Raw genomic sequence first — 12621 nt, forward strand, 5'->3', positions numbered from 1 at the left:
GACGGGTGGCAGGACATGCCGCTGACCGACGCCGCGCAGACGGTGCAGGTGTCGGCCTACCCGGACGCCTACGCCCAGTGGGAGCAGCAGGCCACCGACCTCGTCACCCAGCACTGGAACAGCTGACCACAGCAGCACAGCGATGGCCGGCACCCCGCAACCTCGGGGGCGCCGGCCATCGGCATGCCAGGCAAAAGCCGGCCGGCGGCACTGTCCACGGTGCGCGGACGCGACGTAGTGGAGTGGCGTGGTCGGCGCGGAGTGATCCGATCAGGGGGCGGGTACGTACCTTCCGGCGGGGACCGGCGGAGGGACGAGGCATGGCCGCAGTGGGGAACGGCGCCGAGCACGAAGCGGAGCGGCAACCGGAGGCGGAACCGCGACCGGCGGATGCCGAAGCGACACCCGGGCGCTGGTCGGTCGGCGCGCGCATGCTGTTGGCCGCTGCCGCGGTCGTGCTGGTCCTCGGTGCCGCGGCCGTGGCGGTCATCGTCGCGGACCCGCACCGCCTCGGCGTGGCCTACACGGGTGCACCCGACGGCACCGCACCCGACGGCCACGCACCCGACGGCACCCGACCCGACGCCACCGCACCCGACGGCACCCGGCCTGACGCCACCGCACCCGACGCCACCGCACCTGACGGCGCCCGGCCCGACGGGTCGGGTACCGCCGCGGCTGCCGAGCAGACGACGACCACGCCGCTGGCGGGTCGGCAGCGGGCCACCTTCGTGCTCGTGGACGGGCTGTCGTCGTTCGACCTGCGGGTCGCCGATCTGGGCGACGACCTCTACCAAATCAACACTCCGGCGGGCTCGGGCGTGGCGGCCCGGCCGGAGGTGCGGGGCGACACCGTGCGGCTTGGCCTGGCGGACACCGGTGCGTCCGGGGCGAAGGCGGCGCGGGTGCTGCTCAACGAGCGGGTCGCCTGGCGTCTCCACCTGATCGGCGGTGTGAGTGGTCAGGTGGTGGATCTGACCCGGGCCCGGCTGCTGGGCGTGGAACTCGCCGGCGGGTCGAGCCGTACGGAGGTCCTTCTGCCGGTGATCGACGGCACGATGACCGTACGGCTGACCGGCGGTACGAGTCAGCTCGACGTGCGGGTGCCCGGCCAACCTCCGGTACGGGTGCGGGTGGGCGCGGGTGCCGGCTCGGTCGTCGTGGGTGACGAGCGGTGGAACGGGGTGGGCGCGGGTTCGCTGCTGGGCGCGCCGGGCTGGGACCGGTCGACGGACCGCCTCTACCTCGACCTGGTGGCGGGGGCCAACAGCGTGACGGTGGACACCGGTCCCCGCTGAACTCCCGCCCGCGGGCGGGAGCGCCGGCGAGAAGCGCCGCAGCCGCGGGTGGGCGTGCGCGTACAGTCGGGCGGTGGAGCGTACTGAATCGATGCTGGCGCAGACCCGACCGCCCGGCGTGGCCGAAGCCGATCCCGGCAGCGTGCTGCTGCCTGGCCACGACGTGCCGCTCGGCCGCTACACGACCGTGCGGAGGCTGTTGCCGCAGCGCCCCCGCCGGATGGTCGGCGCGTGGTGTTTCGTCGACCATTTCGGCCCGGACGACGTGGCGCAGCGGCCCGGTATGGAGGTGCCGCCGCATCCGCACACCGGCCTGCAGACGGTGACGTGGCTGCTCGACGGCGAGATCATCCACCGGGACAGCCTCGGTAGCGTGCAGGCGATCCGACCCGGTCAGTTGAACGTGATGACGTCGGGGCACGGCATCGCCCACTCCGAGCGCTCGCCGGCCACTCATCCGCCGGTGATGCACGGCGTGCAGCTGTGGGTGGCGCTGCCGGATCCGGCGCGGGCCGGTGCGGCGGCCTTCGCCCACCACGCCGACCTGCCGCACTGGCGCGACGGGGAGTTGGACGTCACCCTGCTGGTCGGTGAGCTGGCCGGCGAGCGGTCGCCGGCGATGGTGCACACCCCGCTGATGGGCGCGCAGCTGGAGTTGGCCGGTACGTCGCCGACCACGCTGCCGTTGCGACCCGATTTCGAGTACGCCCTGCTGGCGATGTCCGGGTCGGCGGAGGCGGCGGGGGTGGGGTTCGAACCGGGGGCGCTGCTCTACCTCGGGTCGGGTCGGCGGGAGGTGACCGTGCGCGGCGGGGCGGGGGCGCGCCTGCTGCTGTTGGGCGGTACGCCGTTCGACGAGCCGCTGGTGATGTGGTGGAACTTCGTGGGCCGTTCGCACGAGGAGGTGGCCGCCGCCCGGGAGGACTGGATGGCGGGGCGGCGCTTCGGGGTGGTCGCCGACGATCCGGCGCCGCCGCTGCCGGCGCCGGCGCTGCCCACCACCCGTTTGAAGGCCCGTGACCGCACCGGGGGTCTGCACGGCTGAGGTGGGCGTGTGACCGGCGGTCGCGCGGGTAGTCGCGGGCATGCCGACCACTCTGATCACGCCCGTGGAGGACCGGAAACGCCTGGCCCGCCGGCTCGCCGGCAGCGGGCGGGGCTTCGCCGAGCAGTACGGCTTCCGGGTCACCAACAACCCGGCGAGCCTGTTCCAGGTGCTCTACCTCGCGGTGCTGCTGGCCCGCCGGGGCGACTTCCGCCGGGCGCTGGATGGCGCGCGGGCGCTGCGCGACGAGGGGTGGGACAGCGCCGCCCGGCTGGCCCGTTCGCTGCACGAGGACCGGGTGCGGGTGTTGCGCGACAGCGGTCAGCGTGGCGACGTGGGCGCGCTGGCCGTCGCGTTGGGTGATTTGGCCCGGACGGTCGTCGAGCGGTACCGGGGCGACCTGCGCCGGTTGCGGTCGGTGGCGCATCACGATCCGGCCCGGGAGCGGGCGTTGCTGGCCGAGCTGCCCGGCGTCGACGACCAGGTTGTCGACCTGTTCCTGCGGGAGGCGCAGGCGCTGTGGCGGGAGGTCGCCCCGGTGGCCGACCGGCGGGCCCTCGCCGCGGCCCGGCGGCTCGGGCTGGGGCGTTCCGCTGCTGACCTGGCTGGGCTGGCCAGCGGTGAGTCGGAGCGGTTGGCGTGGCTGGTGGGGGCGCTGGCGCGGGTCGACCTGGAGCACCGGTACGGGGAGCTGACCGGTCGGCCGTAACGTGCCCTGGCCCACAGTTCGGCAAAAACTGACCGTACGGAGGATGTTCTGTCGTAGGGTTGTACCCGGCAGTGCTGGCCGCTCGGTTCGAGCGAGCATCCACCGCCTGGTGGCCGCGACCCGGTTCGGGCGCGGTTCACCGCTTGGGCAGGTTTGGCGCCCCCCGGTCGCGGTTCGTGACCCGGGGGCGCCCGCCTGTCCCGGCCGTTCAGCGGGCCAGGCCCGCGATCAGGTTCACCGTGACGGCGATGATGAACGCGCCGAACAGGTACGACAGCATCGAGTGCCGCAGCACGGTGCGCCGCATCTCGTTGCTCGTCAGGTTCGTGTCGGAGACCTGGAACGTCGTCCCGATGGTGAACGCGACGTACGCGAAGTCGGAGTAGCGCGGCGGTTCGGGTTGGTTGAAGTTCACCCCGCCGTCCGGGCCGGTGTAGTAGATCCTGGCGTACCGGGCGGCGAACACGGTGTGCACCACCAGCCAGGAGAGCAGCACGCTGAGCACGCCCAGGCCGCCGTACAGGTCGCGGGCAAGGCCGGTTGGCGCCGCGTGTGCGCTGGCCACCACCAGCGCCACGGCCAGGAGGCTGGCGGAGCAGGCGACGAGCAGCAGCACGTCGCGGATGGCCCGGTTGGGGTCCTCGTGCACGGCGAGCGCGGCGGTGCGGTCGGAGTCCAGCGGCCAGATCTTGCGCCAGACCAGCACCAGCCAACTCAGCGCGGCCGCGTCCCAGCCGGCGAGGGGTGCGAGCGTCGGCGGCAGCACCAGAGCGAGGACGGCGCCCACGACGATGCCGACGACCCCCACCAGGGCGAGTTGCCCGGCGGCCGGAGTGTGCCCGTCCGGCGGGCGGGACAGCGGGCCGGTGCGGGTCACCGCCGGGTCAGATGCCGCGCAGGTGCTGCGAGACCCGGTTGTGCGTCTTGTCCCGGGCCTGCGCGGCCCGCTGCGACGGGCCCACCTCGGGGGCGGCCTCGATGCCGGCCGACCGGGCCACCTCGGTGCCGTTGGCGTAGTCCACCGGCGGCAGGGCACGCAACGCCTTCAGGACGTCCGGCGGGGCGCCTTCGCGTTCGCCTCGCGGACGACGTCGTCCTTCTCGGCCGGGTAGTCCAGGCTCGACAGGTACTGCAGGACGTCGGCGTAGCTCGCCATGGCAGCGGCTCCCTCGGGCATCGATGTGGTCACGACCGGCGGCGGTTACCCGTCCGCCGTCGCGTCACGCCCGCCCCGGTGGGAAATCCGGCGCGGTTTCCACCCGGCCGGCGCGGGTACCCGCAGGCGCCGACGCGAGCCCGAGGGAGTACGTGATGAACTACGACACCTTCATCGACCAGGTTTCCCAGCGCACGTCGACGTCGTCCGAGCGGGCGGTCGAGCTGACCCGGGCCGTGTTGGAGACGTTCGGGGAGCGGCTGACCGGCGGCGAGGTGCTGGACCTGGCCGCGCAGCTGCCGCAGCCGCTGCAACTGGTGCTCAAGCCGAGCCCGAGCACCGAGCAGGCGCAACGGTTCGGGGCGGCCGAGTTCGTGGCACGGGTGGCGCTGCGCGCCGGTGCGGAGGAGCCCGCTGCCCGGGACGCCGTACGGGCGGTCTTCACGACGCTGCGCGAGGCGATCACCGGTGGCGAGTTCGACGACGTGGCCACCCAGCTGCCGCGTGACTACCGGGGTCTGGTGGAGCAGGCGATGGCCCCGGGCGCGACGCTGCGCCGGTCCTGACAGCGACCGTCCCGGCCTTCCACAGCGGTTTACCAGGGCAACCATCGATGTCCCGCTTGGCGCGGCGATTCAGCCTGGCCTAACCTTGTGCGTGCGAGGGGAGTACTTCCCACGAATCATTCCGGTCAGTACGGCGCGCCCGGCGCGCCTCGGGTGATTGCCCATCATGTGGTGGGTGAAGGAGACCTCGAACATGACACGGTGTTCGAGGAGGCCCCATGACCGAAGTGTCGTACCTGTCCGCCGCCAGTGAGCTGTCGTCGGTGGGCACCCCCACCCTGTGGGCGGTGACCATCGTCGGGGTGCTGCTCCTGCTGGTGCTGGATTTCCTGGTCACGCGCCGCCCGCACGAGGTGTCCATGCGGGAGGCGATCGGCTGGTCGGCGTTCTACATAGCCCTGCCGCTGGCGTTCGGCGGCTGGATCTGGGCGCGCTACGGCTCTCAACAGGGCGTGGAGTACCTCACCGGCTACCTGGTGGAGAAGTCGCTCTCGGTCGACAACCTCTTCGTCTTCATGCTGCTGCTGGCCGCGTTCGCGGTGCCGGCCGTGCTCGCCCAGCGGGTGCTGCTCTACGGCATCGCCGGCGCGCTGGTGCTGCGGGCGGTCTTCATCGCCCTCGGTGCGGCGGCGTTGCAGACCCTCGACTTCGCGTTTCTGCTCTTCGCGATCATCCTCATCGCCACCGCGGTGAAGCTGCTGCGCGACGCCCTGTCCGGGCACCAGCAGGAAGTCGACATCAACAAGATGCGCTCGGTGAAGCTGCTGCGCAAGATCATGCCGGTGGTCGACGAGTACCACGGCACGCGGATGACCGTCCGGCAGGGCGCGAAGCGGGCGCTCACCCCGCTCGCCCTGGTCGTGGTCGCGGTGCTGGCCACCGACGTGGTCTTCGCCGTCGACTCGGTGCCGGCGGTCTACGGCATCACCGAGGACCCGTACCTGGTGTTCGCCACCAACGCGTTCGCCCTGCTCGGCCTGCGGGCGCTCTACTTCGTCCTGCACGCGGCGTTGAGCCGGCTGGTGCACCTCAGCTACGGCCTGGCGATCATCCTGGCGTTCATCGGCCTCAAGCTGGGTCTGCACTGGGCGCACGGGATCTGGGAGAGCGTTCCGCAGATCCCCACCCTGGCCTCGCTCGGCGTGATCATCGGGGTGTTGCTGGTGGTCACCCTGACCAGCCTGCGTGCCACCCGCGGCGGTGTGCCCGAGGAGCGCGAGGTCGTCACCGAGCGGCACTGACCGCGCCGCGCCGGGGGGACGAGGGGGTACGCGGGAAAGCTCCCGCCCCGGCCGGCGCGATGGTACGACTGTGCAATGGGAATCGTGTCACCGGGCTTTCAGGGCCGCCCCCGATCACAGGAGCCGGCCCTGCCACCCGGTCAGTACCTGACTGAGGACTTTCCGGTGCTGTCGGCCGGCCCGACGCCCCGGGTGTCGCTGGACACCTGGGAGTTCGTCATCGCCGCCGAGAACGGCAACGAGTTCCGGTGGTCGTGGCAGGAGCTGATGGCGCTTCCGCAGGAGACGCCGACGGTCGACATCCACTGCGTCACCCACTGGTCCAAGCTGGGCACCACCTGGCAGGGCGTCTCCCTGGACACCCTGCTCGACGGTGTGGACACCGGCGCGCACTTCGCCCTCGCGCACTCCTACGGCGGGTACACGACCAACCTGCCGTTGGACGACCTGCGCGGCGGGCGCGCGTGGGTGGTGCACACCTTCGACGGTGCGCCGCTGCCCGCCGAGCACGGTGGCCCGGCGCGGCTGCTGGTGCCGCACCTGTACTTCTGGAAGTCCGCCAAGTGGGTGCGCGGGATCCGGCTCAAGACGATGGACGAGCCGGGTTTCTGGGAGACCGCCGGCTACCACGACTACGGCGACCCGTGGCGCGAGCAGCGGTACCAGGGTGACTGAGCGCGCCGTGGCGACGGGCGTCCCGGCCCGTGCGCCGATCCGCTGGCAGGTCGCCCGACTGGTGGAGCGCCGGGTGGAGACACCGACGGCGCAGACGCTGGTGCTGGAGGTGCCGGACTGGCCGGGGCACCTCCCCGGGCAGCACGTCGACGTGCGGTTGACCGCGCCGGACGGCTACCAGGCCGCCCGGTCGTACTCCATCGCCGGGCCGGTTGTGGACGGCCCGGGCGGCCCGCGGATCGAGGTGACCGTCCAGCGGGTGCACGACGGCGAGGTGTCTCCGTACCTGATCGATGTCTTCGGCGACGGCGACCCGGTGGAGGTTCGCGGACCGCTCGGTGGCTGGTTCATCTGGCGGCCGGAGGAGACCGCGCCGGTGCAGCTGGTCGCCGGCGGCTCCGGCATCGTGCCGCTGATGGCGATGATCCGGTCGCGCCGGGCGACCGGCAGCAAGGTGCCGTTCCGGCTGATCTACTCGGTGCGCACCCCCACGGATGTGATCTACGCCGACGAGCTGCGCCGCCGGGTCCGCGACGACTTCGGCCTGGATGTGGCGTACGTGTACACGCGCGAGGCGCCCGAGGGCTGGCGCGGTGAGCCGCACCGGGTCGGGCTGGCCGACGTGAACACCCACGGCTGGCCGCCGGACCTGCAGCCGCTCACCTACGTCTGTGGCCCGACCGGGTTCGTGGAGGCCGTGGCCGACCTGCTGGTGGGGCTGGGGCACCCGTCGCGGCGGATCAAGACCGAACGCTTCGGCCCGACCGGCTGATCGCCCCGCTCGCTCACTGCAACGTCGAGGAGACCCGATGACCGAGATGTCGTACCTGGACGGCAACATGCTCGACGGCCCGATGCGCGAGCTGTTCACCGTCGACCTGAGCACCGCGATGGGCCGCTGCGAGAACTGCGGGACGACCGGCTCGATGGCCAGCCTGCGCGTCTACTCGCACGCCCCGGGCCTGGTCGCGCGCTGCCCGTCCTGCGACGAGGTGATGATGCGGCTGGTCCGCGGGCCCGATCGGGCCTGGCTGGACATGCGCGGCACCACCTTCCTGCAGGTGCCGATGCCGATGGAGCAGACCCTCCCCGGGCCGCTCTGACGCGGGGCTGACCTCCGCGACGGCCGTGGCTCAGCCGGCGTAGCGGGCGGCGACCGTGGCGAAGGCGGCCTTCGGCTCCCAGGGCATGTCCGGGTAGGTGTCGCCGTTGCGGCCGTCGAGGACCTTGACGATCCCGAGACTGGCGAGGTCGAGGTCGTCGCGGGGGTCACCGTCGGGGCGGTGGGGCAGGTTGGAGAGCGCGAAGAGGTGTACGAAGGCGCTGTCGACGCCCTCGCTGTCGAAGATGTCGAGCAGCTCCCCGAGGTACGCCGCCTGGCCGGCCTCGTCGCGCTCGTACTGGCCGTTCAGTCGCCGTGGCAGGCCGGTGGTCTCGTCGTACTCGATGATTTCCATGCTGCGGGGGGCGACGTCGCCGGCCCCACGCCAGGTCGCGGTGCCGAAGCCCGTGACGGCGACGGGCTTGGGGTGTGCCGCGACGAGATCGCGTACGCCGTCCCGGAATCGATCGGCGACCTGCGCGGACCGGATGAGTTCGAGGGTCACGACGTCGAACAGTTCCCAGTCGACGCCCTCGAACGGTATGGCGGCGTAGGTGACCTTTCCGTGGAAGCGTTCGCGGATCGCCGTCACGGCGGTGCGGAGGAAGCGGTCGAGCCGAGCGCGGACGTCGGCGATTCGGTCGGCCCGGCCGCCGGGTTCGGCCAACAGGTGGTTGAGGCGCTCGTCGATGCGGTCGCCGTCGATGAAATTCCGGTTCATGATGCTCAGCTCGACTCCGGCGACGAACACGACCTCGGCCCCCGCCGTACGTAGTCGCTCGGCCCGCTCGGCGCAGTCGAGGAACAACGCGAGGATGTCGTCGGGGGACAGGTCCAGCGGGTACGGCGAAAACCAGACCTCGAGTCCGAGGTCGGCGGCGGCGCGGGCGGCGAGTTCCAGGCGCTGCGGGTCCCCACCGACGATCTGAACGGCGGTGCAGTGCAGGTCGTCGCGGATGATGCCCAACTCCCGCCGGAGCACATCCGGATCTAAGCGGTCCAACGAGTTGTGGCCGTCCCGAACAAAGCCGGTGTCGTAGGTCATGCCCTTGGCGCGCATGTGGTCGTCCTTCCGGTAGGCGAGTGGGGTGTGGCTGCGGCGACGCTACCAAAAAATTGCGTGCACGCAATTTTGCGCTGCCGCACCATGTGTGTGACAGTGGCGACGTGACAGCTCGGCCGACGCTTCGGGAACGAAAGAAACAGGCCACCAGGGAGGCGCTCCAGGCGGCGGCGCTGCGCTTGGCGCTGGAGCATGGGCCGGACAATGTCCGCGTCGACGACATCGCCGAGGCGGCCGGTGTGTCGCCGAGGACGTACAACAACTACTTCCCCAGCCGGGAGCAGGCGATCGTCGCGGCGGTCACCGCAGAGCGGGCATCACGAGTCGCGGCGGCCGTGGCCGGCCGTCCCGCCGATGTTGGCCTCGCCGACGCCGTGATCGACGCCGTCGTCGGGCAGTACGCGGATTCGGACGACCACGCGCCCGAGGCGCTGCTGATGATCACGACGAGTTCCGCTCTGCGCGCCTGCTATGTGGACACTGTCACCACGATCGAGGGTCCACTCGCCGGTGCCCTCACCGAACGCTGTCCAGACCTGGATCGGCTGACCGCCCAGGTGTTGTCCGCCAGTGTCGGCGCGGGTGCCAGGGTCGCGCTTCGACAGTGGTTGGAGGCGGCGCGCGTGGCGCCATCGATGCCGGGCTTCGTCGTACCGTCCGGATCACTGCCGGACCTGATGCGAACCGCGTTGACGCCGCTCGTGCCGGCTCTCGACGCGGCCGCGACACGTGCGCGACGCGGAAGCCCGGCCCGCACCGAGGTCGACCACTGAGGCTCGGCGCTGAAGTGGGCTCGCGGCGCGTTCGACACCTCGGACAATCGACTCCGTTTCGCGGAAGTGGCAGTGTCCGAGCGCTCGTGACATCCCGATTTTGGCGAGGTCGAGTCGATCAACGCGCCGCCGGACGGCGACGGCGGATGGCGGCCGTCGAATACCCGGGTGCGGGCGATCCGGTTCGTCCGTAGGCTTCCGATCCCCGGGCCGGCCGGGCCTGCCGTCGACGGATCGGAGATGAGCGCAGAGATGACCAGCCGCCTGTTCGCGGTGTGTTTCGCCGCGAACGAACCCCTTCGTGTAGCGCGATTCTGGTCCGCGATCCTGGGTCGGGAGGTGGTGGACGACCCGCAGCACGGGGTCATGCTGCTGCCCAGGGACGAGACCGATTTCCGGCTCCGCTTTCCGTCGACCTCCGAGCCGAAGGTCGTCCAGAACCGGGCGCACATCGAGCTGACGAGCGACTCGCTGGAGCACCAGCGGCAGACGGTGGCCAGGGCGCTGGAGTTGGGCGCACGGCACGTCGACGTCGGTCAGCTCCCCGAAGAGAGTCATGTGGTGCTCGGCGATCCCGATGGCAACGAGTTCTGCGTCCTCGGTCCGGGCAACACGTTCCTCGCCGGCTGCGGCTTCCTCGGCGACCTGGCCTGCGACGGTTCCCAGGCCGTCGGGTACTTCTGGAGCCAGGCGCTCGGGTGGCCGCTGGTCTGGGACCAGGACCAGGAGACCGCGATCCAGTCACCACGGGGTGGTCCGAAGATCGCCTGGGGTGGTCCGCCGTTGATGCCGAACGGGGGCAGGGACCGGGTGACGTTCGATGTCGCTCCCGGAGTCGGCGACGAGCCGCGGGCGGAGGTCGACCGCCTGCTCTCCCTCGGGGCGACAAGGGTCGGCGAGGGCCACGACGGCACGGTGGTGCTGGCCGACCCCGACGGCACCGAGTTCCGGGTGTTGACACCCCGGTAGGGCGGCCCGGGTCTCTAGGAGGGTGCGCGGCCCGTACGGACCGCGTACGCCCGCTTCATCTTCACGAAGTTGCCGCAGCCGGCCATGGAACACCAACGGCGGGCCTGGTTGCGGGAGGCGTCGTAGTACGCCCACCGGCAGGTGTCCCGGGCGCAGACCTTGAGTCGCCGCCAGGACCCGTCCTCACCGCACCGGCGGACGGCGTCGACCAGCCCGGCCACCGCCTGGTCCAACGGCGTGCCGCCGACAGCGACCAACCGGTGGCCGTCGTCGGTGAAGCGGGGCGCGACCGGCATCCCCGCCAGGGCGTGATTGAGGCGATCGAGCGCGGCAGGGTCGGCCCGGTGACCGGCATGGCCGAGCAGCACCGCCCGCAGCCCCTCCCGGACCGCCACGGCCGCGTCCAGGTCGAGCGGCCCGAGGTGTACGCCGGCCGGCACCAGGCGCCGCTCGACGAACCAGTCGCGCAGCCGGTCCGGGCTGGTCAGCGTCTCGTCGTCGACCTGCGGCTCGAAGGTGTTCACGAAGTCCCGAATGAGTCGGGCAGCGGCCGGCACCGCCGCGTCGTCGTCCACTGCGGCCATCCTCTCACTTTCACACCACCGTACCGCCTTGACAGGTGTGAAACCGCCTGCGAGGGTCGGAACTACACCGGTGAGGCCGTTTTGCTGGTGTGACATCGGTCGGGGAGGGCGGGTCGTGGCTTCCACGCTCAAGGACGTGGCGCGGCTCGCCGGGGTGTCGGTGAAGACCGTCTCCAACGTGATCAACGACTACCCGCACGTCAGCGCCGACGTCCGTCGCCGGGTCGAGGTCGCCGTCGCCCAGCTCGGCTACCGGCCGAACGCGTTCGCCCGGACCCTGCGTACCGGGCGCACCGGCGTGCTCGCCCTCGTGCTGCCCGACGCCGACCTCCCGTACGCCGACGACCTCACCCGCGAGGTCGTCCACGCGGCCGGACGTCGGGGTTACCGGGTCGTCGTCGAGCGGGGGCCCGACGAGGAACGCAACCCGTCGGGCCTGGACGACGCCCGCCCGATGCCCGTGGACGGCGTCCTGGTCGGTGCGCCCGGCGAGCTGGCCCCGGCGCTGACCGCGGCCGGTCGTCCCGTCGTGCTGATCGGGGGCAGAGCCTCCGACTCGCGGTGCGACCGGGTCGGCGTGGACATCGCCGGGGCGCCGAGGACGCCACCACCCACCTGCTGCGCACCGGCCGTCGACGGATCGCCGCGATCGGTGCGTACCACCCGGGACCCGCCGGTGCGCCGCAAGCGGGCACGGTCGGCTACCACCGTGCGCTGCGCGGGGCCGGGTTGACGCCGGTGCCCGGGCACCTGCTGCCCGCCCGGCCCCACCGCAGGGCCGACGGATACCGCGCGGCCCGCGACCTGTTCGCGGGCCCGGACCGCCCGGATGCGATCTTCTGCTTCTCCGACCCTCTCGCGATCGGCGCGATGCGGGCCGCCTTCGACGTCGGGCTGCGCGTCCCCGCCGACGTCGCCGTGATCGGCGTCGGCGACATCGAGGAGGGCCGCTACTCGCGGCCCACCCTGAGCACCGTCGCCGTCGACACCGGGTTTCTCGCCCGGGAGGCCGTGGCCCGCCTCACCGCCCGGATCGGCCAGCCCGACGCCGCCATCGCCGAGGTCGTCGCGCCGCACACCGTGCTTCCCCGGGAGAGCACCGACGTTCCGGCGCGCTGACCGATGCCACCACATCCTCGTCCGCGCACGATCAGGCCGGGGTCGGAGAGGCACGGCGGCGGCCGGCTGGACAACCGTCCCGGGGGTCGTTCAGAGTGGTCCGCCGTGAGATACCTGCGTACCGGTGGTCCCGCCGCGATCCGGCGGCCCAGGCCCACCGACGCCGACGAGTTCGTCGCCGCCGCGCGACGCAGTCGGGACCTGCACCACCCGTGGTTGGTCGCGCCGGCGAGCCCCGAGGAGTACGACCGCTACCTGGCCCGGATCCGTCGCCGGGACAATGCCGCCGTCTCAAGATCCGCGCAACGTCGGGGAAACTGC

At 72.1% G+C, this 12621-nt stretch carries 16 protein-coding genes and 1 pseudogene; 12 read left to right on the forward strand and 5 right to left on the reverse strand.

What is annotated here, in order from left to right; genetic code table 11:
* Positions 1 to 320: 320 nt before the first annotated feature.
* From JNW91_RS09915 to JNW91_RS09925, 3 genes are all read left to right on the forward strand, one after another.
* Positions 321 to 1298 (forward strand): hypothetical protein, encoded by a 978-nt coding sequence (locus tag JNW91_RS09915; protein WP_238424694.1) that lies wholly within the window; start codon positions 321 to 323, stop codon positions 1296 to 1298.
* A 73-nt stretch (positions 1299 to 1371) separates the two neighbouring features.
* A complete protein-coding gene (locus JNW91_RS09920) occupies positions 1372 to 2343 on the forward strand; it encodes a pirin family protein (protein WP_203174589.1) in 972 nt (323 codons plus the stop codon).
* A 40-nt stretch (positions 2344 to 2383) separates the two neighbouring features.
* Positions 2384 to 3052 (forward strand): hypothetical protein, encoded by a 669-nt coding sequence (locus JNW91_RS09925; protein ID WP_203174590.1) that lies wholly within the window; start codon positions 2384 to 2386, stop codon positions 3050 to 3052.
* A 208-nt stretch (positions 3053 to 3260) separates the two neighbouring features.
* On the opposite strand, the gene JNW91_RS09930 is transcribed toward JNW91_RS09925, so the two are convergent.
* The 3 genes and pseudogenes from JNW91_RS09930 to JNW91_RS34165 form a co-directional block, all read right to left on the reverse strand.
* Entirely contained in the window at positions 3261 to 3929 is a 669-nt protein-coding gene (locus JNW91_RS09930) for a DUF1345 domain-containing protein (protein ID WP_203174591.1), read from the reverse strand.
* Positions 3930 to 3936: 7 nt separating this feature from the next.
* Positions 3937 to 4074, reverse strand: coding sequence for a hypothetical protein (locus tag JNW91_RS32090; RefSeq protein WP_238424695.1), 138 nt, complete (start codon positions 4072 to 4074; stop codon positions 3937 to 3939).
* Positions 4075 to 4104: 30 nt separating this feature from the next.
* A pseudogene (locus JNW91_RS34165) lies at positions 4105 to 4229 on the reverse strand (DUF2795 domain-containing protein); the annotation flags it as partial.
* Positions 4230 to 4363: 134 nt separating this feature from the next.
* Here JNW91_RS34165 and JNW91_RS09940 point away from each other — a divergent pair.
* From JNW91_RS09940 to JNW91_RS09960, 5 genes are all read left to right on the forward strand, one after another.
* Positions 4364 to 4774 carry a DUF2267 domain-containing protein gene (locus tag JNW91_RS09940; protein WP_203174592.1) on the forward strand — a complete coding sequence of 137 codons (411 nt, stop codon included), beginning with the start codon at positions 4364 to 4366 and terminating at the stop codon, positions 4772 to 4774.
* Between the two features lie 218 nt (positions 4775 to 4992).
* Entirely contained in the window at positions 4993 to 6015 is a 1023-nt protein-coding gene (locus JNW91_RS09945) for a TerC/Alx family metal homeostasis membrane protein (protein ID WP_203174593.1), read from the forward strand.
* A 75-nt stretch (positions 6016 to 6090) separates the two neighbouring features.
* Positions 6091 to 6690, forward strand: coding sequence for a sulfite oxidase-like oxidoreductase (locus JNW91_RS09950; protein WP_203174594.1), 600 nt, complete (start codon positions 6091 to 6093; stop codon positions 6688 to 6690).
* A 7-nt stretch (positions 6691 to 6697) separates the two neighbouring features.
* Positions 6698 to 7462, forward strand: a complete 765-nt coding sequence (locus tag JNW91_RS09955; RefSeq protein ID WP_203174623.1) for a ferredoxin reductase — start codon at positions 6698 to 6700, stop codon at positions 7460 to 7462.
* A 37-nt stretch (positions 7463 to 7499) separates the two neighbouring features.
* Positions 7500 to 7793 (forward strand): DUF6510 family protein, encoded by a 294-nt coding sequence (locus tag JNW91_RS09960; protein ID WP_203174595.1) that lies wholly within the window; start codon positions 7500 to 7502, stop codon positions 7791 to 7793.
* A 30-nt stretch (positions 7794 to 7823) separates the two neighbouring features.
* Here JNW91_RS09960 and JNW91_RS09965 read toward each other — a convergent pair whose 3' ends face one another.
* Complete coding sequence (locus JNW91_RS09965; RefSeq protein ID WP_203174596.1) at positions 7824 to 8852, reverse strand: hypothetical protein; 1029 nt, start codon at positions 8850 to 8852, stop codon at positions 7824 to 7826.
* A 23-nt stretch (positions 8853 to 8875) separates the two neighbouring features.
* Here JNW91_RS09965 and JNW91_RS09970 point away from each other — a divergent pair, with 23 nt between their 5' ends.
* Positions 8876 to 9628: a TetR/AcrR family transcriptional regulator gene (locus JNW91_RS09970; RefSeq protein WP_309244304.1), complete on the forward strand. Its 753-nt coding sequence runs from the start codon at positions 8876 to 8878 to the stop codon at positions 9626 to 9628.
* 240 nt (positions 9629 to 9868) lie between these two features.
* Positions 9869 to 10597, forward strand: a complete 729-nt coding sequence (locus JNW91_RS09975; RefSeq protein ID WP_407664299.1) for a VOC family protein — start codon at positions 9869 to 9871, stop codon at positions 10595 to 10597.
* Positions 10598 to 10611: 14 nt separating this feature from the next.
* Here the strand turns inward: JNW91_RS09975 and JNW91_RS09980 are convergent, their stop codons facing one another.
* Positions 10612 to 11181 (reverse strand): CGNR zinc finger domain-containing protein, encoded by a 570-nt coding sequence (locus JNW91_RS09980; RefSeq protein ID WP_238424696.1) that lies wholly within the window; start codon positions 11179 to 11181, stop codon positions 10612 to 10614.
* A gap of 115 nt (positions 11182 to 11296) precedes the next feature.
* Between JNW91_RS09980 and JNW91_RS32095 the strand changes: the two genes are divergently transcribed.
* Both JNW91_RS32095 and JNW91_RS09985 read left to right on the forward strand, forming a co-directional pair.
* Positions 11297 to 11914, forward strand: a complete 618-nt coding sequence (locus tag JNW91_RS32095; protein ID WP_309244305.1) for a LacI family DNA-binding transcriptional regulator — start codon at positions 11297 to 11299, stop codon at positions 11912 to 11914.
* On the forward strand, positions 11830 to 12300 hold the full coding sequence (locus JNW91_RS09985; RefSeq protein WP_309244307.1) for a LacI family DNA-binding transcriptional regulator: 471 nt from the start codon (positions 11830 to 11832) through the stop codon (positions 12298 to 12300). Before JNW91_RS32095 ends, JNW91_RS09985 begins: the two co-directional genes overlap by 85 nt.
* The last annotated feature ends 321 nt before the right edge of the window (positions 12301 to 12621 follow it).

The organism is Micromonospora parastrephiae (assembly GCF_016802865.1).
Classification (GTDB): domain Bacteria; phylum Actinomycetota; class Actinomycetes; order Mycobacteriales; family Micromonosporaceae; genus Micromonospora; species Micromonospora parastrephiae.

Coding starts and splice junctions, on each gene's coding strand:
- JNW91_RS09915 (WP_238424694.1), top strand. CDS start 321: ATGGCCGCAGTGGGGAACGGCGCCGAGCACGAAGCGGAGCGGCAACCG.
- JNW91_RS09925 (WP_203174590.1), top strand. CDS start 2,384: ATGCCGACCACTCTGATCACGCCCGTGGAGGACCGGAAACGCCTGGCC.
- JNW91_RS09940 (WP_203174592.1), top strand. CDS start 4,364: ATGAACTACGACACCTTCATCGACCAGGTTTCCCAGCGCACGTCGACG.
- JNW91_RS09945 (WP_203174593.1), top strand. CDS start 4,993: ATGACCGAAGTGTCGTACCTGTCCGCCGCCAGTGAGCTGTCGTCGGTG.
- JNW91_RS09950 (WP_203174594.1), top strand. CDS start 6,091: ATGGGAATCGTGTCACCGGGCTTTCAGGGCCGCCCCCGATCACAGGAG.
- JNW91_RS09960 (WP_203174595.1), top strand. CDS start 7,500: ATGACCGAGATGTCGTACCTGGACGGCAACATGCTCGACGGCCCGATG.
- JNW91_RS09965 (WP_203174596.1), bottom strand. CDS start 8,852: ATGCGCGCCAAGGGCATGACCTACGACACCGGCTTTGTTCGGGACGGC.
- JNW91_RS09975 (WP_407664299.1), top strand. CDS start 9,869: ATGAGCGCAGAGATGACCAGCCGCCTGTTCGCGGTGTGTTTCGCCGCG.
- JNW91_RS09980 (WP_238424696.1), bottom strand. CDS start 11,181: ATGGCCGCAGTGGACGACGACGCGGCGGTGCCGGCCGCTGCCCGACTC.